At 65.4% G+C, this 20,918-nt stretch carries 18 protein-coding genes, 2 tRNA genes and 1 pseudogene; 6 read left to right on the forward strand and 15 right to left on the reverse strand.

Features of this window, described 5'->3' with window-relative positions; all coding sequences use genetic code 11:
• Positions 1 to 6 precede the first annotated feature (6 nt).
• Positions 7 to 864: pseudogene (locus ACK28C_RS11120) on the forward strand (DMT family transporter); the annotation flags it as partial.
• A 10-nt stretch (positions 865 to 874) separates the two neighbouring features.
• Here ACK28C_RS11120 and ACK28C_RS11125 read toward each other — a convergent pair.
• Both ACK28C_RS11125 and ACK28C_RS11130 read right to left on the reverse strand, forming a co-directional pair.
• The gene (locus ACK28C_RS11125; protein WP_409152183.1) at positions 875 to 2,788 is read right to left on the reverse strand and encodes a YgiQ family radical SAM protein; all 1,914 of its coding nucleotides are present in this window, start codon (positions 2,786 to 2,788) and stop codon (positions 875 to 877) included.
• Positions 2,789 to 2,916: 128 nt separating this feature from the next.
• A tRNA-Pro gene (locus ACK28C_RS11130) sits at positions 2,917 to 2,994 on the reverse strand.
• A gap of 484 nt (positions 2,995 to 3,478) precedes the next feature.
• On the opposite strand from ACK28C_RS11130, the gene ACK28C_RS11135 reads away from it, so the two are divergent.
• Together ACK28C_RS11135 and ACK28C_RS11140 are read left to right on the forward strand one after the other, a co-directional pair.
• Positions 3,479 to 4,453 (forward strand): Rpn family recombination-promoting nuclease/putative transposase, encoded by a 975-nt coding sequence (locus ACK28C_RS11135; RefSeq protein ID WP_015556575.1) that lies wholly within the window; start codon positions 3,479 to 3,481, stop codon positions 4,451 to 4,453.
• 12 nt (positions 4,454 to 4,465) lie between these two features.
• Complete coding sequence (locus ACK28C_RS11140; RefSeq protein ID WP_409152184.1) at positions 4,466 to 4,723, forward strand: hypothetical protein; 258 nt, start codon at positions 4,466 to 4,468, stop codon at positions 4,721 to 4,723.
• A 2-nt stretch (positions 4,724 to 4,725) separates the two neighbouring features.
• On the opposite strand, the gene ACK28C_RS11145 is transcribed toward ACK28C_RS11140, so the two are convergent.
• Positions 4,726 to 5,856, reverse strand: a complete 1,131-nt coding sequence (locus ACK28C_RS11145) for an A/G-specific adenine glycosylase (protein WP_208873171.1) — start codon at positions 5,854 to 5,856, stop codon at positions 4,726 to 4,728.
• Positions 5,857 to 6,159: 303 nt separating this feature from the next.
• On the opposite strand from ACK28C_RS11145, the gene ACK28C_RS11150 reads away from it, so the two are divergent.
• Positions 6,160 to 7,431 (forward strand): AI-2E family transporter, encoded by a 1,272-nt coding sequence (locus ACK28C_RS11150; RefSeq protein WP_015556574.1) that lies wholly within the window; start codon positions 6,160 to 6,162, stop codon positions 7,429 to 7,431.
• Between the two features lie 31 nt (positions 7,432 to 7,462).
• Here ACK28C_RS11150 and ACK28C_RS11155 read toward each other — a convergent pair whose 3' ends face one another.
• Complete coding sequence (locus ACK28C_RS11155; RefSeq protein WP_015556573.1) at positions 7,463 to 7,768, reverse strand: hypothetical protein; 306 nt, start codon at positions 7,766 to 7,768, stop codon at positions 7,463 to 7,465.
• A 221-nt stretch (positions 7,769 to 7,989) separates the two neighbouring features.
• Between ACK28C_RS11155 and ACK28C_RS11160 the strand changes: the two genes are divergently transcribed.
• Positions 7,990 to 8,691 carry a LexA family transcriptional regulator gene (locus tag ACK28C_RS11160; protein WP_015556572.1) on the forward strand — a complete coding sequence of 234 codons (702 nt, stop codon included), beginning with the start codon at positions 7,990 to 7,992 and terminating at the stop codon, positions 8,689 to 8,691.
• 89 nt (positions 8,692 to 8,780) lie between these two features.
• On the opposite strand, the gene ACK28C_RS11165 is transcribed toward ACK28C_RS11160, so the two are convergent.
• The 5 genes from ACK28C_RS11165 to ACK28C_RS11185 form a co-directional block, all read right to left on the reverse strand.
• Entirely contained in the window at positions 8,781 to 9,371 is a 591-nt protein-coding gene (locus ACK28C_RS11165) for a hypothetical protein (RefSeq protein ID WP_208873162.1), read from the reverse strand.
• A 323-nt stretch (positions 9,372 to 9,694) separates the two neighbouring features.
• Positions 9,695 to 11,575, reverse strand: a complete 1,881-nt coding sequence (gene htpG / locus ACK28C_RS11170) for a molecular chaperone HtpG (protein ID WP_015556571.1) — start codon at positions 11,573 to 11,575, stop codon at positions 9,695 to 9,697.
• Positions 11,576 to 11,690: 115 nt separating this feature from the next.
• Positions 11,691 to 11,891, reverse strand: a complete 201-nt coding sequence (rpmF, locus tag ACK28C_RS11175; RefSeq protein ID WP_015556570.1) for a 50S ribosomal protein L32 — start codon at positions 11,889 to 11,891, stop codon at positions 11,691 to 11,693.
• A gap of 70 nt (positions 11,892 to 11,961) precedes the next feature.
• Positions 11,962 to 12,537: a DUF177 domain-containing protein gene (locus tag ACK28C_RS11180; protein WP_015556569.1), complete on the reverse strand. Its 576-nt coding sequence runs from the start codon at positions 12,535 to 12,537 to the stop codon at positions 11,962 to 11,964.
• A gap of 100 nt (positions 12,538 to 12,637) precedes the next feature.
• Positions 12,638 to 13,831, reverse strand: a complete 1,194-nt coding sequence (locus ACK28C_RS11185) for an acetate/propionate family kinase (protein ID WP_015556568.1) — start codon at positions 13,829 to 13,831, stop codon at positions 12,638 to 12,640.
• A 147-nt stretch (positions 13,832 to 13,978) separates the two neighbouring features.
• Here ACK28C_RS11185 and ACK28C_RS11190 point away from each other — a divergent pair, with 147 nt between their 5' ends.
• Positions 13,979 to 15,208 carry a nucleotidyltransferase family protein gene (locus tag ACK28C_RS11190; protein ID WP_015556567.1) on the forward strand — a complete coding sequence of 410 codons (1,230 nt, stop codon included), beginning with the start codon at positions 13,979 to 13,981 and terminating at the stop codon, positions 15,206 to 15,208.
• 517 nt (positions 15,209 to 15,725) lie between these two features.
• Here the strand turns inward: ACK28C_RS11190 and ACK28C_RS11195 are convergent.
• The 6 genes from ACK28C_RS11195 to ACK28C_RS11220 form a co-directional block, all read right to left on the reverse strand.
• Positions 15,726 to 15,813, reverse strand: a tRNA-Ser gene (locus ACK28C_RS11195).
• 180 nt (positions 15,814 to 15,993) lie between these two features.
• Positions 15,994 to 17,784, reverse strand: coding sequence for a hypothetical protein (locus ACK28C_RS11200; RefSeq protein ID WP_208873161.1), 1,791 nt, complete (start codon positions 17,782 to 17,784; stop codon positions 15,994 to 15,996).
• A 2-nt stretch (positions 17,785 to 17,786) separates the two neighbouring features.
• Positions 17,787 to 18,977: a bifunctional phosphopantothenoylcysteine decarboxylase/phosphopantothenate--cysteine ligase CoaBC gene (gene coaBC / locus ACK28C_RS11205; RefSeq protein WP_243440611.1), complete on the reverse strand. Its 1,191-nt coding sequence runs from the start codon at positions 18,975 to 18,977 to the stop codon at positions 17,787 to 17,789.
• 23 nt (positions 18,978 to 19,000) lie between these two features.
• The gene (locus ACK28C_RS11210) at positions 19,001 to 19,234 is read right to left on the reverse strand and encodes a DNA-directed RNA polymerase subunit omega (protein ID WP_015556566.1); all 234 of its coding nucleotides are present in this window, start codon (positions 19,232 to 19,234) and stop codon (positions 19,001 to 19,003) included.
• Between the two features lie 187 nt (positions 19,235 to 19,421).
• Positions 19,422 to 19,982 carry a guanylate kinase gene (gene gmk, locus ACK28C_RS11215; RefSeq protein ID WP_015556565.1) on the reverse strand — a complete coding sequence of 187 codons (561 nt, stop codon included), beginning with the start codon at positions 19,980 to 19,982 and terminating at the stop codon, positions 19,422 to 19,424.
• Positions 19,983 to 19,993: 11 nt separating this feature from the next.
• Positions 19,994 to 20,878, reverse strand: coding sequence for a YicC/YloC family endoribonuclease (locus ACK28C_RS11220; protein ID WP_015556564.1), 885 nt, complete (start codon positions 20,876 to 20,878; stop codon positions 19,994 to 19,996).
• Positions 20,879 to 20,918 lie beyond the last annotated feature (40 nt).

Here is a 20,918-nt window from a genome sequence, read left to right on the forward strand (position 1 = left end):
CGCCTCATGGAAAAAGAACGTGCTCCACTCATAAAGGAAGGGGTCGCCAATCCCACGGACGAAACGACGGCCCAGGGGAGGATATCCGCACGCGCCGCGGCGCTGATCGCGGACCTGGCCCTCCTGCTCTGCGCCCTCCTCTGGGGGGGCAGCTTCACCGTCGTCAAGGTGCTGCTCGACCTCTACCCGCCGAACTGGCTCCTGTTCCTGCGCTTCTCCTGCGGCAGCGCCCTGCTGCTCCTCTTCTTCCACAGGCGGATCGGCAGAATGTCCCGTCAGGCGGTGGCGGGAGGCGTCGTGATCGGCGTCGCCCTGTTCGGCGCCATCCTCTGCCAGACCCTCGGGCTCCTGTTCATGGCCCCAGGCAGGCAGGCCTTTCTGGTGTCGACCTACGTGCTGTTCGTCCCGCTGCTCCTCTGGCTCTTCCGCGGCCTGTTCCCCGGATGGCACACCCTCGCGGCCACCTGCACGTGCCTCATCGGCATGGCCCTCCTCACCTCGGACCTATCGGGCCCCCTCGGCAGAGGGGAGGCCCTGACGGTCCTGTGCGCCCTGTTCTTCGCCCTTCAGATCATCGCCATCAGCCGCTATTCCGCTCAATGCGACCCCATCAGCCTCACCTTCGTGCAATTTACGGTCCTCTCGCTGCTGACGCTGGCCGCCGCGCTCCTGTTCGAGAGGCCGCTCCAGTTCCACTGGCGGCGCGGGCTGCCGGAGCTGGCCTTCGCGATCGTGTTCTGCACCTTCCTCTGCTACCTGGTGCAGATCTGCGCTCAAAGGTACACCAAGGCCAGCCACGCGGCGATCCTGATGAGCCTCGAATCCGTGTTCGGCCTGCTCTGGAGCGTCATCTTCCTGGGCGAACCCACCTCCCTCAGGATGCTGTTCGGCTGCCTTTTGATCTTCCTTTCCGTCCTGCTCGTCGAGTTGGAGCCGCTCCTGAAGCGGGGACGGTGTCCTGGCGGCCCCTCCGCTCGTCCGGATACAGCTTCGCCGCGCAGTCCATCCGCCCCTTCCTCCGGAGGACCTCAAGGACCAGGCACCTGTTCTGCGGCATCCGGTGCTGAAGGAGCGCCCGCTGCTCCCGCCGCTCCGACTCCCGCCGCACCACGCGGACGGGAACGCCCGTGAAGGGGTCCAGCCCCGTGTAGTACATGCAGGTCGCCAGGCTGCCGGGCGTGGGGATAAAATCCTGCGCCTGTTCGGGACAGAAGGAGAGCTCCGCGGCGAACTCCGCCAGCTCGATGGCCTCGTCCACGCCGGCGCCCGGATGCGACGTCATGAAGTAGGGAACGAGGTACTGCCTCTTCCCCAGCTTCCGGTTGCACTCCTCATAGAGCTCCACGAACCTGCGGTACTGTTCGACGCTCCCCTTGCGCATGACGCGCAGGACGGCGGGCGAAGCGTGCTCCGGAGCCACCTTCAGCTGGCCGCTGACGTGGTGCTCGCACAGCTCGCGCAGAAAGGCCTTCCCGTGCGCGCCGTCCAACAGCAGGTAGTCGTACCGAAGTCCGGAGCGCACGAACACCTTCTTCACGCCCGGTACGGCGCGGCACTTCCGAAGCAGCGCCAGGTAGTCCTCGTGGCTCGCGTCAAGCCGTCGGCAGGGCGTTGGAAAGAGGCACTCCTTCCCGCGGCAGACGCCGCGCTCCAGCTGGTCTTTGCAGGACGGGTGACGAAAGTTGGCCGTCGGCCCACCGACGTCGTGGATGTAGCCCTTGAAGTCCGGGAGCCTCGTCAAGGCCCGGACCTCCCGCAGGATGGACTCGTGGCTCCTGGCCTGAATGATCCGCCCCTGATGGGCGTGGATGGCGCAAAAGGCGCAGCTGCCGAAGCAGCCCCTGTGGCTCGTGACGCTGAACTTCACCTCGGCAAGCGCCGGCACCCCTCCCAGCGCGTCGTACTTCGGGTGCCACCGGCGCAGGTACGGCATGTCGTAGACGCCGTCCATCTCCGCCTCCGTCAGAGGCAGCGCGGGGGGAAGCTGGACGAGGGTCCCCTTCTCGTGCCCCTGAAGGAGCGTGCGGCCCCGCAACGCGTCCTGCTCCAGCGAGGAGAGGCGAAAGGCCTCCGCGAACTTCCGTCGGTCCCGGACGATCTCGTCCCAGGAGGGAAGCGGCACCGAGCCCGCGGGCTCCTGGCCGCGTTCAGCCACATAGCAGGTGCCCCGGACGTCCCGCACCTCCCCCACCGGGACGCCCCTCTTCAGTGCCGCCGCGATCTCCAGTAATTGCCGTTCCCCCATGCCGTAGATCAGGAGGTCCGCCTGGCTGTCCAGGAGGATGGATCGCCGCAGGGAGTCCGACCAGTAATCGTAGTGGACGAGGCGTCGGAGGCTGGCCTCGATGCCGCCGATGACCAGCGGGATGTCCCCAAAGATCCGGCGGACCTGTTGACAGTAGACGATCGTCGCGCGATCCGGCCGCAGCCCCACGGCGCCTCCCGGCGAGTAGGCGTCCGTCCGTCGGGCCTTTTTCCCTGCGGTCAGCTTTCCCAGCATGGAGTCCAGGTTCCCCGCGCCCACCAGCACCCCCAGCCGGGGGCGCCCCATGCAGGTGAAGTCCTCGTCCCCACGCCAGTTGGGCTGGGCAGCGACGCCGACCCGATACCCCTCGCGCTCCAGGAGGCGGGAGATCAGGCCGACGGCAAAGGAGGGGTGATCCACGTAGGCGTCGCCGTTCACGAACAAGAAGTCAAGCTCGCTCCACCCGCGCGCCTCCATGTCCGCGCGGCAGACAGGAAGGAAGCCCCCTCCCGCCTGCCGCTGCGTGGAACCGCCCACCGCCATTGCCCCCACCCCTTTCAAAGATTCCGGGACGGGCCGCGTCCCAACCCGCCGCCCCGAAGCAAAATCCAGGCCGATCGAGGCCCACAAAAAAGGAGGCTGGGAAACCCCAACCTCCACGTGCTGCTCAATGGTCGGGGCGAGAGGATTCGAACCTCCGACCTCTTGGACCCGAACCAAGCGCGCTAGCCAGACTGCGCTACGCCCCGAAAAGCGTCCCCGCCGCCTCGAACCGCCAAACGACCGGAACCCCTATCAACAACGGCGAGTATATTACCATCTTTCGAGGCGGACGTCAAATGCTGTCGTTGATTGGTGATCATGTCATATCAATTTGCGTCTAAAGGGAAAGAAAGGCCCCCCTGCAAGGGGGGCTGCCCCGAAGGGGCTGGGGGGTGTTGAGCCTGAGAAACAACCCCTCCGGTTCGCTGACGCGAACCACCTCCCCTTTCAGGGGAGGCAATCCGTATTAAACGCGAATTGATATCATCCCCCGCCGCGGCAGGCAGGTCTTTCGGTGATACTTTCGGATATGGAGCAGTCGCTCCTCGGCGTGGGCATCCCTGACACTCTCCGCAAGAGCGGCATCGTACAGCCAGTCCGCTAAAACCTTTGCTATAATGACGTCAAGGCTGGACGGGGGCGATGAAGACGAGCGACAAAAGTGCGGCGCATAAGGCGCAATGCAATGAAATGAACGAAATCGGAGAGAGCTCAGCGCTCTTTTACTCACCCTCCCACAGGTCCAGGGAGCAGATCGATCTGGACGTGAGCCAGGGGCGGGTCTACCCACTGGCAGACGTCCTCTTCAAATTCCTCTTCGGCAGGCCGGAGAGAGCGGAGCTTTTCCTCGACCTGCTGAACGCCCTGATGTTCCCCAATGGGGAGCGGGCCTTTACCCAGGTCGCTTTCATCGACCGGGAGTTTTCGCCCGTTCGGGCTTCGGGGAGGGGGAGCCGCCTGGACCTCGCCGCCCGGCTTGACGGCGAGCTGGTCAACCTGGAGGTCCAAATCCGCCGCGAACCGGGCTACCTGAAACGGACCCTGTATTACTGGTCTCTGCTCTACGCGACATCCCTGGAGCGTCGGGGGAAGTACCTCGACACGGTGCGCACGATCTCCCTGAACCTGCTGGACTTCGAGCTGCTCCCGGAGGAGCGGGAGTGCCGCAACAGCTACTCCATCCGCAACGACGCGAGCGGACGGCTTCTCTGCGACGACCTTCAGATCGTTTACTTTGAACTGCCGAAGGATCGCAGGGAACGGAAGGCGGGCCGACGCCCTCGGAACAGGCTGGAGCGCTGGCTGTGTTACCTGGACGGAATGCGAGGTGACGAGATGGAACGGATAGCGGCAATGGAGCCGGGAATCGGCGCGGCGCTGGATTTGGAGCGCGAATTTTTTCAGAACCGGGATCAGCGCCTGGCGTACATTGTGAACCTGATGGAGTTCTGGGACGAGGAGGACATCTCGGGCCGACGCGAGGAGGCCGCGTTGGCCAGGGGCAGGGTCGAGGGCGAGGCCAAAGGTAGGGCCGAGGGCGAGGCTAAGGGCAGGGCTGATGCGGCACGAAACCTGCTGCGGATGGGGCTTGAGCTCTCCAAAATCTCGGAGGCAACCGGCCTGTCCCTGGACGAAATAGAGGCATTGAGGGAGCGGCTGAGTTAAGGAAGCGCTGACTTGGATTGTCAAGCTAAGCGCGATAGCCCAAATCCACAGGTTGCGATGGCTTTATCGGCGCTCAAGCCCGTCGTTGTACAGGTTAAGCCGATACTGACCTTTCACCCGTCAGGTGCAGCAGAAAATGTGCAAAACCGGTTTCCGACGCACGTTAAAAACTTTGCCTGTGGTTTGGGGGATAGGCAATTAAAAAAGCCGGAATATAGTCACCTCTGGATGAAGGACGGACGGGCGGCTGTTGCGAAGAACAAGCTATAATGTTATCTCCTGCGGAAGACGTTGAGAAATTTCCTGCTCGGAGCCGGCAGGGAGAGCGCGTCGGCCTCCGGCAGCGAAGCGAGGCGCCAGTCGTCAGGGCACGGAGACGGCTCATCGAGGTCGCACGCCACCACCCAGGCGCGGACGCGGTGGACGGTGAAGGAGAAGCTCACCGCCCCCAACTCCCGCACATCGCCCTTCAGGCTCCAGCCATTCTCCCCCGTCCAGTTCCGAAAGTCCGCAGCGAAGCCCGCAGCGGTTCGGGGGAACCAGGGGACCTCCCACATGGAGGCCCACACCCCCCGGTCCGGGCGCCGGCGCAGCAGGAGGCGGTCCTGAAAGAGGGCGACCAGCCCCCAGGCCTCCTCCCGGACCACCAGGGGGCGGACGCGCGGCAGGGGACGCTCATTCACGACATCGTAACGGCGGGCGAGACACGACACCGCCAGCGGGCAGGCGCCGCAGTCCGCGCCTCGTGGGGTGCAGACCAGTGCGCCCAGGTCCATCAACGCCTGATTCAGGAGCCGTGGGCTGACGGTCCGCAGCATGTCGGACGCGAAAGCCGCGACGCGGCTGCGGAGCGGCGTACTCCCCGCAGGAGCCGCGATGTCGCAGAGGCGTGCGATGACGCGCTCCGCGTTGCCGTCGATGGCCGGCACGGGAAGGTCGTAGGCCACGCTGGCCACGGCTCCGGCCGTGTACTCCCCTATTCCGGGGTAGGTCCTGAGCTTCACTGCATCGGGGGGCGGCACCCGATAGCCCGCCTCCACCATGGACCGGGCCGCCTTCAGAAGGTTCCGACACCGGGAGTAATACCCCAGCCCCTCCCAGAGCTTCAGAACCTCGGACTCGTCCGCCCCAGCCAGAGCGGAGAGGTCCGGCCAGCGCTCCATCCAGCGCGTAAAGTAGGGGACCGCGGTGCTCATCTGGGTCTGCTGGAGCATGAACTCCGAGACGAGCACCCTGTAGGGGTCGTAACCCTCGCGCCAGGGCAGGGAGCGGGCGTGGTCCCTGAACCATGCGACGAGGGCCTTTGCGGAGAGCCCGGCGTTCACGGAGGGTTCGCCGGCAGCGGCGCAACAACTCCCCTCAGCTCGCGGGCTGGCCTCCGCGCAACCGGCAATCCCCGCCACCTCATCCCCTCCTTCGTTCAGACAGCTTGCAGAGCGGGCAAGCGCCAAAACGGCCCGCTTGAGTTTTTATTATACAGGACGGGGGCGCGCGCAGCGACCTTGCCCCTCGAAGGGAAGCTCATCCCCGCTGCGAGTCCCCCACAAATCTCTATGGACTTTATTTATGGCGGGGCGGCCGTTTTCAAGCTACACTTTTAAATGGGTTTGGTGTATAGTTAAGTCAAGGACCCGATGGTCCGCACCCTGTGACCTTGCACACTCGCCAGAAAAGACGACACGACCCGGAGGGGGATTTCTTTATAAATGAAGTGGCATAACACGAAGTTCATGCTGAGGCACATGAAGATCATCGTCGGGCTCATGACCATCCTGACTGCGGTCGCGCTCGGCTTCGTCCTCCACCTGGCCAGCGGGGTGTTCATCCCCCTGGTGATCGCGTGGTTTCTATTGCAGATCTTCCGTCCGGTCCTCAAGCTGGGGGATCAGCTCAAGCTGCCCCCTTTCCTCAAGATCGCGCTGGTGTTCGTCCTGCTGTTCTGCATGACCCTCATAGGGGTGCGCTTCGTCGCGTCTCAGGCCGTGGAATTCGGCGAGGTCTATCAGCGGTTCTACCCCGACCTCGAACCCACCATCGAAAAGTTCACCAACACCCTGATGACCCTGGGCTTCCTCCCCAACTCGCGCCCCTCCGTCCGAAGCGAAGAACAGGAGGAGGAAGACGTGCCCAGGAACACGTTCATCCTGACGGCCGCCGCCTCCGCCGACAGCGCTCCCCCCGCCCTGTCGGGGGGCAGCATCCTCATGGGGGAGTTGACGAAGAAGCTCCGCACCGATTGGACGTCCTACGTGCGCTACATCTCGGAGATGGCCATCACCCTCCTGAGCAAGCTGGTCCTCTCTCTGGTCTTCCTGATGTTCATGCTCCTCGAGGCCCCCTACGTCGTCGATAAGATCGACGAGGCCTTTCGCGGCCCCAGCGCCCGAACCGGCGAGACGGTCAAGAGCATCCTGGCGACGATCTCCTCCCAGATCAGCAGCTACCTCGGTGCGCTGACCCTCATCAGCGTCGCGACCGGGCTCTGCGCCTGGGTCATCTTGACGAGCTGCAACGTGGAGCTGGCGACTGGCTGGGCCGTGCTGACCATCCTCCTGAACTTCATTCCAACCGTCGGGTCCATCATCGCGACGGTGCCGCCGGTGGTCATGGCGATCCTCCAGTCCCCCACCAGCCTCACCATGCCGCTCCTCGTCCTCGTCCTGCTGACCGCCGTGCAGGTCTCCATCGGCAACATCCTGACCCCAAAGATCATGGGAGACCGCCTCGGCCTGAGCCCCGTCATCATCCTCCTCTCCCTCCTCCTGTGGGGCGTCATCTGGGGCATTCCGGGGGCGATCCTCTCCACCCCCATCGCCTCGATCCTTCAGATCATCTGCGCCAGCACCCACTCGCTGAAGCCCATCGCCATCCTCATGGGCAGCGGGGAGAACGCACGCAAGGCGCGAATGAAGAGTGACCGGGAGGCGGAGGCCGCCAGGCAGCAAAGGGGTGAGAAGGGCCAGGGGGAGAACGCCTGACGCAGGAAACGCCGCCCCTGACGGAGTGCCTCTACGGCCTGAAGCGGCTCCGATCGACATCCAGCCTCAAGGCCCCCTTGCGCTCAGGGATTCGAGAGCGCTTTCCCTTTCCCCTTCGGCAGGCCCCCCCACCGGCTCCGACGGGCCTCGTCGCCTGCCACACCGGGGCGGGGACTGGCAGCTTCGCCTCTCTCCATCGATGTCGCCGCGCCCTTCCTCGCCGCGGCATCCCAATAAAATCCCGCACCTCACGGCACACGCCCCAAAGGAGCACGCCCCACAGAAACAGCAGCACGTATTGCTGAACTCCCAGCACCCCGCCCAACGCATTCGTCATCTCACAACCTCCTCGCCAGACCATCCACGCCTCTGCGCGGGCTCAAGCGGTCGGTACGGCCTCTCTAACGCTCCGGCCCGTAGGCCCAACCGTGCCTTTACGTCGTTCATTATGCTACGTATTATGTAGCATAATTGGAATAAATGCAAGATCCGTTGTAAAATGACTTGCGGGGTTGAAGAGGCAGGATCGCGCTCAGGGCACGGAAGGGGATGACTGAAATGACGGAAGGAGCGGAGGCGGGCATTGGCGCCCGCATCATGGCGCGGCGGAAGGCGCTTGGGATGAAGCGCCCGGAGCTGGCGGAACGGCTTGGAGTGAAGCCCAACACGCTGTATCGCTACGAGATCGGAAGCATTGGCATCCGGGACTCCATGAAGTCCAGGATCGCAAAGGAGCTGGGGGTATCCCTGGCCTACCTGGTGTCCGGCACAGCGGAGGTGGGGCGGGAACGAGGCTCTGAGGAGACGCCGGAGCCCGTCGTCCCGCCCCAGGTATACCTCCCCATCCTGGACCAGGAGGCCTGCGCCGGGAGCGGGTTCAATTGGTCCGACGTGAGGGCCGGGGCGCGGAAGTGGATGCCCTGGCCCACGCTTGAGACGGGGGGCCCCGTCGGCCCCACCAAGCCCTACTTCGTCAAGGTCGAGGGGGACAGCATGATCGGCGCCAACATCCAGGACGGCTGCCTGATCCTGGTCAACCCCAACACCGAGGTGCGGAGCGGGGACATCGCCTACGTCCGGTGGAACGACCGGTGCTCCGTCAAGGGGATTATCTTCTATAACGACGGGCGCGTCGAGCTGCGCCCGGCCAACAAGGACTTCAGCTCCATCTGGATTCAGCGGGACGAGGTCGAGTTTCTGACGATCCTCGGCAAGGTGGTGCGCTGGCTCAACATGGGGGTGCCGAACCGCATCTTTTAGGCTTCGCTCCAGGGGGAGCGCGCCCTGAAAATTTAAAGGGCCTGCCGCCTCAAGTGCGGCAGGCCCTGATGTACGCCTGAATGCCGGCCCTAATTCCCGTCCCCGGAATCGTCGCCTCCAAAGAGCCCCAGCATGTCCGAGAGGTCCACGCTGTCCTCCTCGTTGCGCGCCTTGATGGACTCCACCTCGGTCTCCAGCTTCCTCTTGGCGTCAAGAACCTTCAACGCCTGTTCCAGGCTTTGAAATGCGGCGTCCTGATAGCCCCGATCGTAGAGCTCCATCGCCGCGTTGGTGATAAAGCCGCCCAAGAACGCCTCGAACTTCCTGGCCGTGGCAGCGGCAGCCTCGTCCCCCTCGCCCTGGTACTTGCCGGTGAACTTCTCGACCTCCCAGCTCAGCATATCCTTGCTGATCCGCGAGAGCTCGTCCAGCATCCTGTCGAACTCCGTCTTCTGCGATGTGGAGTCCACGTAGCGCTCCCTGGAGTTCACGTCGTACTGAAGGGTGAAATCGTCCTTTGTCTCGACAGACTGTCCGTCAGGAACGGCCGCCTCCGGCTTCGGCGCCTTCGTCCGCTTCCGCGTCGAGGCCGACGCTCCGGACTTTGCCTGCTTCCGCGTTTCCTTTTCAGCGCCTGCGGCGTCAAGCGCACCCTTATCCTGCTTTTTGATGATGTCCACCCCCGTGTGTCCCAGACCCGTACCCCGACTGCCTTACAGGGCGCTTATCCCGCTTCAGCGCGACGTTGGCGGCATGAAGCCGCTCCCCACCGCTCGTTGAAGTATACCAGAAAAACGAGAAACGGGGGGAAAGATTCCCCAACCCACAGGCTGCGACAGCTTTATCGGAGCTCAGGCCAGTCCTCGCACAGGCTGGCTCTCCCCTTGCACCCGTCTGGTGCGGCAGGAAACGCATGAACCCGCCTCCGCCGCACGCTAAAAAATGTGCTTGTAGTTTTCGGGATCGTCCGCCGCCTTCGTCCAAGGCCCGCCGCAGGGTCGCCCTACGCCTTGAGCAGGCGGGCCATGACCTCGTTGACCCTCCTGACGAACGACGCGGGGTCCTCCACCGGCACCCCCTCCAGGATCAGGGACTGGTCGTAGAAGATGGAGAGGAGGTCTGCAGTCTCCGGGGCCTTCTGTTTCGCCAGCTCCATCAGGCGCTTGATCAATGGATGGCCGACGTTCAGCTCCAGGACCCGCTTCTGCGCCGGAGGGGTCTGCCCCATGGCGCGCATGAGCTGCTCCATCTGAAACGAGAGCCCGTTCGCATCCCGAAGGCACGCGGGGGAGTTCGTCAAGCTCAGGGAGGGGCGCACCTCCTGAAGTCGATCGGACATCGCCGCCATCGCCTGGTCCTTCAGGGGCGCAAAATCGGCCTCCATCCCCTTGAGCTCCTCTTCGCGCCGCTCCTTCTCCTCGCCGCTCTCCGGCACATCGGCGTCGAGGCCGGCGTTCAGGAGCTTCACCGAGTCCGTTTCAGCCCCCTCCGCAAGGATGACCTCATCGACAGGGTCCGTCATCAGGAGGACCTCGAGGCCCTTCGCGGCAAAGGGCTCAAGCTTTGGGGAGGCCTTCAGCGCCGATAGGCTGCGACCGGTGAGGCAGTAGATCCCCTTCTGCTCCGGCTGCATACGCTTCCGGTACTCCTCGAGCGTCGTCGCGCCCTCCTGGGCCGTGGTGTGGAAGAGCGCCAGGTCCAGGATCGTCGCCGCGTGCTCGTGATCCTGAATGACGCCCTCCTTCAGGATGCGGCCAAAGGCGTTCCAGAACCGCTCGTACTTCTCCCGGTCGCTCTCAAGCATCTTCTTCAGCTCGCTGAACACCTTTCGCTGCGTGCTGCGGCGGATGATGCGGGTGATGGGGTCCTCCTGAAGGATCTCGCGCGAGATGTTCAGGGGGAGGTCGTCCGAGTCCACGACGCCCCTCATGAAGCGCATGTACTCCGGGATCAGCGCCTGACAGTCGTTCATGATAAAGACCCGATTGATGTAAAGGCTGATTCCGCCAGCCTTCGGGTTCATAAAGAGGTCCAGCGGAGCCTCCGCCGGGACGAAGAGCAGCCCCTTGAAGCTGGTGGCCCCCTCCGCGTTCAGGCGCATGTGCGCCAGCGGCTCCTTCCAGTCGTGGGTCAGGTGGCGGTAGAACTCGCGGTACTCCTCCTCCGTCACCTCCCCCTCCTCCCGGCGCCAGATCGCCTTTTGGGAGTTCAGGACCTCGTCCTCGACGGTTTCCTTTCCGTCCTTTTTCCGAACGACCGGCATCACGACGGGCCAGGCGATGAAGTCCGAGTACTGCCGGATGACGTCGCGGACCGTCCACTCCTCGGAGTAGTCCTTCTCGCCCTCCTTCACCGGGCGCAGCCAGAGCGTCACGGACGTCCCGCACTCGTCGCGGCTGGCGTCCGCCACCGAGAACTCCCCCTCCCCGGCGGAGTTGAAGCGGCAGGCAGCAGACTCGCCCAGTTTGCGCGTCACGACCTCAACGCGGTCCGCCGCCATGAAGGCGGAGTAGAAGCCAACCCCAAACTGTCCGATCATCCGCTCCCCCGCAGCCGAATCCTCCTTCGCCGCCGCCAGGAACTCGCGCGTTCCAGACTTTGCGATCGTCCCCAGGTAGCGGACCACCTCGTCGCGGGTCATTCCGATGCCGTTATCCGCCACGGTCAGGGTGCGCTTCTCCCTGTCCAGAATCACGCGGATCTCGCCCTTGAAGTCCGCCAGCTCGCTGTCCTTCAGCCGCTCGATACGTCGCTTGTCCAGCGCGTCGGACGCGTTCGAGATCAGCTCGCGCAGGAAGATATCCCGGTTGGAGTAGACCGAGTGGATCATCATCCTCAAAAGCTCGGCGGCCTCCGATTGAAATTGAAACGTCTCCTCAGCCATGTACGACCGTCCCCTCCGGGGCGGGGCGTCAACCCGCCGCGCCCCCATAAATCACAAAGCCGAGGACAATCTGCCCTCGGCCTCTCTCTGCAAAGCACTTCGGCGCAAACGCGAACTAGTTGGCCGCCTCTTCCTCCCCCACAGTCAGGACCTTGCGCCCGCGATAGTAGCCGCAGGCCGCGCAGGCGCGGTAGGCTTGCACCTTCTCCCCACAGCGGGGACAGCTCTGGAACTCCGGCGCGGAGAGCGCGCCAAGCCACTGGGCCTTGCGCTGTGCCGTACGGGAGTGGGATGTCTTTCTCTTCGGTGTTGCCATGTTACTACCTCCTAAGCGACCAATAATATTCTAAAGGCTCAAAACTTCTCCGTGCCGGAGGGGAAACGGTTCAGGCCTTCTCGTCCGGCGAGAAAAAGCGGAGGGCCTCAAGGCGCGGGTCCCCTTCTCCCCCAACGCAGGAACAACGCCCCTCGTTGAGGTCGGCCCCGCAGTGTGGACACAGCCCTGCGCAGTCTTCACGGCACAGGACCTTCGTCGGCAGGAGGAGCAACAGACTCTCCTCAACCTGGGGCCCTACGTCCAAGACGCGGTCAAGGTAATCGACCTCCACCGGCATAAAGCCATCATCGGACGCAAGCTCCGTGTCTCGGCCCAATTCCAGCCCACGCGAATAATAAAGATACATCAAAACGTCCGATATTTCAAGAGGCGTCTCCTTCAAACAACGCGCACAGGGGGCCGTGACCTTCGCGCTGACGGAGATGGAAACGGAGAGGAGAGAGGGTTCAAGCCACTGAGCGGTGGCACAGGCCGCCCCTCCCTCCGGCGCGTCAAAATGCTGCCCCTCGAAGTCGATCCCCTCCTCGATGGGCAGGCGCCAGCTCTCCTCCATCCGGGACTCGCAGTCGCCCCGGGGCGGCAGGGCGATCAGGCAGCGCAGCGTCTGGTTCTTCTTTTGGGCCATGTCCCAGGGCCTCCTTTCCGCAGTGCTGAAGCACGCAGACAAACGGCGCGTCCGCCGCAGGGTGTGCAGCGGACGCAGGATTTCGTCACGGGGCCGTCCTTTAAAAGGCCAGGCGCTTCGTGTCGCGGGCGATCATGAGCTCCTCGTTCGTGGGGATCACCAGGACGCGCACCCTGGAGTCGGCGGCGCTGATGTCCGCCTCCTTGCCACGAACGTCGTTCTTTTCAGGGTCGATCTTGATCCCCAGAAAGTCAAGCCCCTCGCAGACCGCGGCCCGGGTGGGGATGCTGTTCTCTCCCACGCCCGCCGTGAAGACGAGGACGTCCACTCCGCCCATGGCGGCGGCATAGGCGCCGACGAACTTCTTGATGTCGTAGTTCAACATGTTCACGGCCAACTGCGCGCGCTTGTCGCCCTTCAAGGCAGCGTCCTCCACGTCACGGAGGTCACTGCTGGTGCCGGAGATCCCCAGAAGGCCGCTCTTCTTGTTGAGCAGCATGTCGATCTCGTCCATGCCCATCTTCTCCGTCTTGGCGATGAAGGGGAGCAGCGCGGGGTCCACGTCACCGCTGCGCGTGCCCATCAGGACACCCGCAAGCGGCGTGAAGCCCATCGAGGTATCGACGGACTTGCCGCCGTTCACCGCGGTGATGGAGCTTCCGTTGCCCAGGTGGCACGTGATGATCTTCAGCTTCTCGATGGGCTGCCCCACCATCTCCGCCGCGCGGCGGGAGACGAAGTAGTGGCTCGTGCCGTGGAAGCCGTAACGGCGCACCTTGTACTTCTCATAGTAGCCGTAAGGGACGCCGTACATGAAGGCGTGCTGCGGCATGGTCTGGTGGAAGGCGGTGTCGAACACGCCCACCTGCGGGACGTTGGGCAGGGCCTCCAGGACCGCCTCGATCCCCATGATGTTGGCCGGGTTGTGCAGTGGCGCCAGGGGCACGCAGCGCTTCACGGCCTCCAGGACCTTCGCGTCGATCTTGACGGAGGACGCGAAGTCCTCGCCCCCGTGAACGATGCGGTGGCCGACAGCGGAGAGCTCGTCGAGCGAGGTGAGCACGCCGTGGCTGCTCCCCTGCAGCGTGTCCAGCACCAGCTTGATCGCGACCTTGTGGTCCGGGATGGGCGTCTGCTTGACCAGCGTTTCCAACCCCGTCTTCGTGTGCTTGATCTGGGAGCCGTCGATACCGATCCTCTCCACCAGCCCCTTGGCCAGCACGGACTCGTGGTCCATGTCGAAGAGCTGATACTTCAGGGAGGAACTGCCGCAGTTGATGACGAGAATTTTCATTTTTGCGCTACCTGCCTTTCAAAATATTGCGGGAGGGGACGCCGCGCACCCCGGCCCGTCCTCGTCCGCCCACAGACGCCGGGACCCTCCGGTCAAAGACGCCCCGAAAAAACGCGATCCTTAAGGATTATCGTTTATACTTATACCATGAAAGACATCACAGGTCCAGCCGTCGGCATCGTCGCCGAGTACAATCCGCTGCACAACGGGCACCGCCTGCACCTGGCCGCAGCCCTTGCGCGCTGCGGCGACGCGCCCTGCGTCGCGGTGCTGTCGTCCAACTTCACGCAGCGCGGCGAACCTGCCGTCGTCGACAAGTGGACCCGGACGAGGATGGCGCTCGCCTGCGGCGCGGACCTGGTGATCGAGTTGCCCTTCGTCTTCGCGGTCAGCGCCGCGCCGTTCTTCAGCGCGGGCGCCGTGGACCTCCTGGTGCGGACGCGCCTTGCGACGCACATCGCCTTCGGCATGGAGGATTCCACGCGCGACGTGAGCCCAATCCTCGACATTCTAATCCACGAACCCGCCTCTTTCAAGCAACGCCTGAAGGATGAGTTGTTCCGCGGCGCTTCCTACGCCAGGGCCGCCGCCGGGGCGCTGGAATCCCTCCTGCCGGGCAGCGGAGTGTTCCTCTCCTCCCCCAACAACCTGCTGGCGGTCTCCTACCTGCTGCGCGTTCAGGAGCTCGGCGGCTCCCTGACGCCCCTCCCCATCCAGCGGCTGGGGGCGGGACACGGAGACGCGGCCCCCGGCCCGCTGACCAGCAGCCTCGCCATCCGCGCGGCGCTTCGCCGGGGAAAAACCTCCATGGAAGATGGGGGACCGGTAGCCTCCGCCGTGCCGCGAACCTCCCTGTCCCTCCTCCGCCAGGCGAAGGAGGAGGGACGCCTCTGCGCGTCGGGCGAGGGCCTGTGGCCCATGCTGCAGGCCATTCTCATCCGCAGCGGGCCGGAGGACCTCAGAGGCTTTGACGGGATGGACGAGGGGATGGAGAACCTCTTCCTGAAGCGGAGGGCGGACTCGGCCGGCATGGAGGACTTCATGGCCCGGTGCGCGTCCGGACGCTACACGCGGGCCCGAATCCGGCGGACGGCCCTGCGCCTGCTGGCCGGCGTCGACCGTTGGTCGTGGCAGGCCGCGGCTCGGGTGGGCGTGCCCTACGCGCGGGTCCTCGGCGCAAACGAGACGGGGCGGGCCCTCCTCCGCCTGCGCGCCGCCTCATCCTCCCTGCCCCTCATCACGCGCCTGGCCGCAGCGCGGGACCCCGTCGGGCGCTTCGCCGCACGGATGGAGTTTCGGGCCTCATCGCTCTACGAGGCGCTGCTCCCCGCGCCGGACCCGCGGCACGAGGAGCGCCAGCGCCCCATCATGACGTGATACCAATTCGCGTTTAAAGAAGAGCAAGGAAGGCCCCCCTGCAAGGGGGGCTGCCCCGTAAGGGGCTGGGGGGGTGTTTTTCATAAGACGCGCCTGTCTGACATTCCCCGTCAACGCCTCCACAAGGCAATCAATTGCCTTGCTTCGGCACAGCCGACCGACACGACGCCGACCGCCTGTCGGCGTCCGTAAGTCGTGTCGTCTGACTGAGCTGTGGAAGTCCCCCGGACTTCCTTCGCCCTCAGCCGACCAACCGGCCGCCGCAATCCTCCCGAAAGATCGGCTTGCGTGAGGCCGGTCGTCTGGCCGAACCCCTCCGCCTCACTTCGTTCGGCACCTCCCCTTTCAGGGGAGGCAATCCACACTAGACGCGATTTGGTATGAGCCGTTCATGACGGCAGAAAAAGGCCGGAGGGCACCCTCAGGTGCCCCCAAAACTGCATAAGAATTTGCATAACAAAAGCCCCCGCCTTGAAGCGGGGGCTTTAGGTTTCGGTCCTCGATGGGGATAAAAAAATGGCGGAGACGTAGAGATTCGAACTCTAGGAGCATTGCTGCTCAGACGCTCTCCAAGCGCCCGCCTTCGACCACTCGGCCACGTCTCCGCAAAGCGAACACGAGGGACATTATACACGAGATGCACCCTTTATAAAAGGGGGCGGGCAACTTTTTCCAGGATCAAAAAATAGATGCGATAGATGCGGTCGAAAAGTCAATGCGTCCCTCTCCGGTCAGCCGAATTTTCAAGTCCACCCCCCGCAGCCCTCCGCTGCCGCCCGGCGCCGTCACTCCGCCCAGACGGTCACCGAGGGGAAGCGCAACCTTGAACGTCCGATGGCAAAGCGCGGCGCCAGGGCCCGCGCGACGGGCTCCGGGGACGAGGCGTTCACCCACAGCGGAGAGCCGGGCTCCCCCGGATCCATGACGAAGAGCCCCGCGTCCTCCAGGGCACGGAGGGCCTCGGCACGGTCCTCCCCCTCCGGCAGGTCGATCTGGATCATCAGCCCGACGGGCGGCAGAGCCAGCTCCGAGCGAAGCGCCAGTTCACTGCGCCAGAAGCGCTCCCAGCCTCCGGAGAGGATCGCGCGCCACTCCGCGCCGAAGCGACGGCCCTGGATCAGCACCGTCCGCCCTGCGGCCTCATCCCCGCCGCGGCGGCCGCGCCAGTAGGACTCCCACACCATGCTGAACGCCTGAAACCGCGCGCTATACTCCGGCCGGCGCAGTTCCGCGTCCAGGTCCAGCCACGCGGCAAGCCCCACGTCCAGCCGGTCGCAGAGCGCCAGCGCGCCCCGGGTCCCCAGAAGGAGGGACGGGACCTCCGGAGCCCTGATCCTCCCCTCCTCATGAAGGAGGACGGGACACTCCGGCATCAGCCTGCCGGCCATGGAGGCCAGCGCCTCAAGCCCAGGACGCCGGCCCGACCAGAGGCCTCCTCCGCAGTCCGGACAGCGTTCGGGAAGGGCCTCCCTCCGGCCGCAGCGAATGCAGCGCAGCGCCTGCCCCGAGGACTCGCTGCGCATCACGCCGCCGCAGCGGGGGCAGCGGGGCGAGTGCCCGCACTCCACGCAGAAGACCTCAGCCGCCTCCCCCCTGCGGTCCAGCATCCAGAGGACGTGCCGCCCCCGCCCCAGTTCCCTCCGCGTTCGGGCCAGGAGTGAGACGGTCAGGGGCAGGTCCCCCTCCACGCCCCGCTCCCTCCCCTTCAGGGAGCGCCGGACGTCCGCGAAGACCATCCGGTCGCGGTCCGGCAGGACCTCGCAGGCGGGGTGAGCGCGCAGGAAGGTCTTGGACGACGGCATACGACCGCCCAAGATCAGGCGCGCACCCAGCAGGGACGCGCGCCGCCCTGCGATGCTTCGGGCCGAGACGCGGGGGGCCCGCTGGGGGACGTAGGCGGGGCTCGCCTCATCGTCCACCACGACCTGTCCGGGGGCCATCGGGGCGTAGACCCCCCCGGGAGGCGCCACCACGATGCGCGCGTTGCCTGATCGGACCTCCCTCCAGGCGTCCCAGAGCTTCTTTCCTCCGGAGGAGGGCCAGAGCACGGCTTCGGCCTTCAGATGGGCCGGGAGCGACGCAAAGAAACGCCGCGCCGTCGCCGCCTCGGAGAAGAGGACCAGCGTCCGGCACGGCCGTTCCAGCGCGGCCCGGTAAAAGGCCGCGCGTTCCTCATCCCACGGGATAAAGCAGTGCTCCTCGCAAAAGGCGCTCCTTTCGGCGCCCCCCTTCCGTTCTCCGCCGAAGGGGCTGTCGAGCGTGGCCCCTTCCAAAAACTTTGCGGGGCAGGCCGTCTTCAAGACCATGCCCGTCCCGCAGAGGAAGGTCCGTCCCACCCAGCACATCAGCTCCCACAGCTCGGCGCCCAGAGGCCCCCTCTCGTCCAGCACCTCATGGACGCTGCGCAGCGCAGCCTTCGGCCTCTCGCGCGCGGGGCCCGCCACGAACCCGATGCGCTCCCCCCGCCCCACCGGGACCCTGACGCGGGAGCCGGGTTCGGGCACAAAGGGCGCCTCGTAGGTCAGGGCGTTCCACCATGGCCCGGGGACGACGACCTCGATGAGCTGCGAGGACACTTTTAAAGCTGCAGCCGCCCCGCCAGAGAGCTCCAGACGGCGTCGGCGACGTCCTCCTTCCTCCCGGACAGGAGCTCCTCATCGTCCGGAGCGATCAGGCGCAGCGCGTTCGTCTCCGAGGCAAAGCCGCTGCCGGGCGCCAGGACGTCGTTGGCCAGGATGAAGTTCAGCCCCTTGCGCTCCATCTTGGCGCGGGCGTTCCTTCGGACGTCGTCCGTCTCCGCCGCAAAGCCGATCAGGATTTGAGCCGGCCTCTTCTTCGCCCCCACCTCCGCCGCGATGTCGGGGTTCTGCACCAGGTCGAGGGACAGCGCCTCGCGCCCCTCGCGCTTCATCTTGTGCGGCTTCCGCTCCCTTGCGCGGTAATCCCCCACGGCCGCAGCCTTGACGATCACCCTGGCCCAATCGAGGTTTGCCATGACCGCATCCCTCATCTCAAGGGCGGACACGACGCGCGTCACCTCAAGCCCATACAGGGAACAGGGCGCCGGGTCAACGGGGCCCAGGATCACCCGAACCTCCGCGCCCCGATGCCAGGCGGCGCGGGCCATAGCCAAGCCCATGCGCCCCGTGCTGGGGTTGGAAATGTAGCGTACCGGGTCCAGGTATTCGTGGGTCGGCCCGGCGGTGACCAGGACGTGAACGCCCTGAAGGTCGTGGACTGGGGCCAGCGCGCGGAAGACCTCCTCCGCGATCTCGACGGGTTCGGGCATCCGTCCGGGCCCCTCCTCCCCGCAGGCGAGGGCTCCTGCCGAAGGCTCGACCACCCGCACCCCACGCCGGGCCAGGGTCGAGAGGTTCTCCTGCACCGCAACGTTCCCGTACATGTGAGCGTTCATGGCCGGGAAGACCAGCACGGGCGCCTCGGCAGCCAGAAGCGTCGCGGCCAGCAGCCCCTCCCCACGACCGTACGCCAGGTCCGACGCCGCGTCCGCCGTGCAGGGGGCGACGGCCACGGCCTCCGCCCACTCCGCCAGGCGGATGTGGGGGATGGAGGCACCCCGCTCCTCCGACAAGAGGTCCTCCTGACGCCAGACGCGCCGGCCGGAGAGGGTGGCAAGCACGAGAGGGCTGACGAAGTGCTCCGCGGCGCGCGTCATGACGACCTCCACCTCGCAGCCCTCCCTCCGCAGGCGCCGCACCAGCTCCGGGATCTTGTAGGCGGCGATGCCCCCCGTGACGCCGAGCAGCACCCTCCGGCCCCTCTTCCAGGAGGTCATTGCTCGGCCGGCTGTGACAGGATCGACGGGTCCCCCGGCGCGGGGATGCCGTTCCCCTTCTCCACCTCCAGAAGCGCCATGGAGAGGTAGCGCTCGTTCGTCATCAAATCGTTCTCGATGGTCTTGTGTTCGCCAAGCCAGCGCGCCCTCGCCGCAATGCTCGCCGTGATCTCGTACTTGTTGTCCGTCCCACACTTCTTTGCCAGGCCCTCAAGGTCGTAGAACTTCATCTTCTCACTCCACGTTCCGGGGAAAGGTCCCCTTCATATACCTTCATAAATAAAAAGCGCCAAGCGCCGATTCACCCTAAAACGTTGTGGAAAGCCATCGAGGAACGTCAAACCGGGGGGTCCTTCGGCGCTTCCCCGAATTTCAGCATGGGGCTGCGTCCCCCTCCGGGGAGATCGCCGTCGTCGTTCACTCCCGATAGCTCAGGATCAACCTCCGCAGCTCGGCCGAGGCGTCGTCGAGGTCGTCGTTGACCAGAATCCGGTCGTAAGTTCCCTCCTGCTCCATCTCCATCTCGGCGTTCGCCAGGCGGTGCCTCAGCTCATCGTCGCTCTCCGTCTGGCGATTCCGCAGGCGCCGCTCCAGCTCCTCCAGGGAGGGGGGCGCCACGAAGATGGAGATCGCGTCCGGCAGGCGGCTGCGGACCTGCTTCGCACCCTGGACGTCGATCTCAAGCAGCACGTCGTTCCCCGCGTCCAGCTCGCGCTCCACGTCCGCGCGCAGCGTCCCGTAACACGCGTCGTGTACGCGGGCGTGCTCCAGGAACAGCCCCTCCTGCACCCTTCGTTTGAAGTCCGCCTCGGAGACGAAGCGATACTCGACGCCGTCCCGCTCCCCCGGTCGCGGGCTGCGGGTCGTGCAGGAAATGGAGTAGATCAGGCCCTCCACGTCCTTCAGGGCGCGCTCGCGAAGCGTTCCCTTGCCGACGCCGCTCGGCCCGGACAGGATGAACAGCCTCCCCCGCCTCATGCCCAGCCCCCCTACTCGACGTTTTGAATCTGCTCACGGATGCGTTCGAGGCAGGACTTCGCCTCGACGACCCCCCAGCGGAACTCCGCGTCCGCCACCTTGGAGCCCATCGTGTTGACCTCCCGGTTCATCTCCTGGATCAGGAAGTCCAGCCGACGCCCCGCCAGCCCCCCTCCGTCCATCGTCTCCTGAAACCGCTCGACGTGGGCCGCCAGGCGAGCCAGCTCCTCGGAGACGTCCCACCGGTCGGAGAGAAGGGATATCTCCTGAGCGACCCGTGCCTCATCCACCTCAAGCTCAAAGTGCTCCGCCACACGCTCTATCCTCGCCCTCAGGGACTCCAGGGCCGCCGCAGCGGCGGTCCGCCAGCGCTCCTCAAGGCCTCGGACGATGTCCTCGAAGGCCTCCAGGTCCCCGGCAACGACGGAGCGCATCTTCTCCCCCTCCGTCCGCTTCATCTCCATGAGGGAATCCAGCGCGGCGCGCAGCAGGTCGTCCCAAACCTCAGGAGCCTCCTGAACTTCGGCGGCGGCCGCACCGCCCAGCTCGCAGATCCCCGGCAGGACGAGGAACGGCGTCAGGTCCGCGGGGGCCGTCAGCCCCTGCCCGCGGGCTAGGGACTGAACCCGTCGGAAGAACTGGAGCAACCCCTCCTCATCCAGCGTCGGCGTGCGAACCCCCGGAGCCCAGGCGACCTCCGCGGAGAGGCGGACCTTCCCGCGGTTCAGTCCGGCGCGCAGGATGGAGAGGAAACGCCACTCCATGGACGCAAACTCCCTGGGGAGCCGCGTCGAAAAATCCTGATACCGATGATTCACCGACGTCAGCTCAAACGTCACCGATCCCCAGGGGAAATCCCGCGAGGCGCGCCCAAATCCGGTCATGCTCAAGAACATGAAAGCCCTCCCCAAACGTCTGTCACGGCCGCGGCGCCCC

This window comes from Fretibacterium fastidiosum (assembly GCF_964642095.1).
Taxonomy (GTDB): Bacteria; Synergistota; Synergistia; order Synergistales; family Aminobacteriaceae; genus Fretibacterium; species Fretibacterium fastidiosum.

Excerpts from the sequence above, each read along its gene's own strand:
- ACK28C_RS11150 (WP_015556574.1), top strand. The coding sequence starts at position 6,160 with ATGAAGTGGCATAACACGAAGTTCATGCTGAGGCACATGAAGATCATC.
- rpmF (WP_015556570.1), bottom strand. The coding sequence starts at position 11,891 with ATGGCAACACCGAAGAGAAAGACATCCCACTCCCGTACGGCACAGCGC.
- gmk (WP_015556565.1), bottom strand. The coding sequence starts at position 19,982 with ATGAGGCGGGGGAGGCTGTTCATCCTGTCCGGGCCGAGCGGCGTCGGC.
- ACK28C_RS11190 (WP_015556567.1), top strand. The coding sequence starts at position 13,979 with ATGAAAGACATCACAGGTCCAGCCGTCGGCATCGTCGCCGAGTACAAT.
- ACK28C_RS11185 (WP_015556568.1), bottom strand. The coding sequence starts at position 13,831 with ATGAAAATTCTCGTCATCAACTGCGGCAGTTCCTCCCTGAAGTATCAG.
- ACK28C_RS11160 (WP_015556572.1), top strand. The coding sequence starts at position 7,990 with ATGACGGAAGGAGCGGAGGCGGGCATTGGCGCCCGCATCATGGCGCGG.
- ACK28C_RS11155 (WP_015556573.1), bottom strand. The coding sequence starts at position 7,768 with ATGACGAATGCGTTGGGCGGGGTGCTGGGAGTTCAGCAATACGTGCTG.
- htpG (WP_015556571.1), bottom strand. The coding sequence starts at position 11,575 with ATGGCTGAGGAGACGTTTCAATTTCAATCGGAGGCCGCCGAGCTTTTG.
- ACK28C_RS11220 (WP_015556564.1), bottom strand. The coding sequence starts at position 20,878 with ATGTTCTTGAGCATGACCGGATTTGGGCGCGCCTCGCGGGATTTCCCC.
- ACK28C_RS11180 (WP_015556569.1), bottom strand. The coding sequence starts at position 12,537 with ATGGCCCAAAAGAAGAACCAGACGCTGCGCTGCCTGATCGCCCTGCCG.
- ACK28C_RS11135 (WP_015556575.1), top strand. The coding sequence starts at position 3,479 with ATGAACGAAATCGGAGAGAGCTCAGCGCTCTTTTACTCACCCTCCCAC.
- ACK28C_RS11125 (WP_409152183.1), bottom strand. The coding sequence starts at position 2,788 with ATGGCGGTGGGCGGTTCCACGCAGCGGCAGGCGGGAGGGGGCTTCCTT.
- ACK28C_RS11210 (WP_015556566.1), bottom strand. The coding sequence starts at position 19,234 with ATGAAGTTCTACGACCTTGAGGGCCTGGCAAAGAAGTGTGGGACGGAC.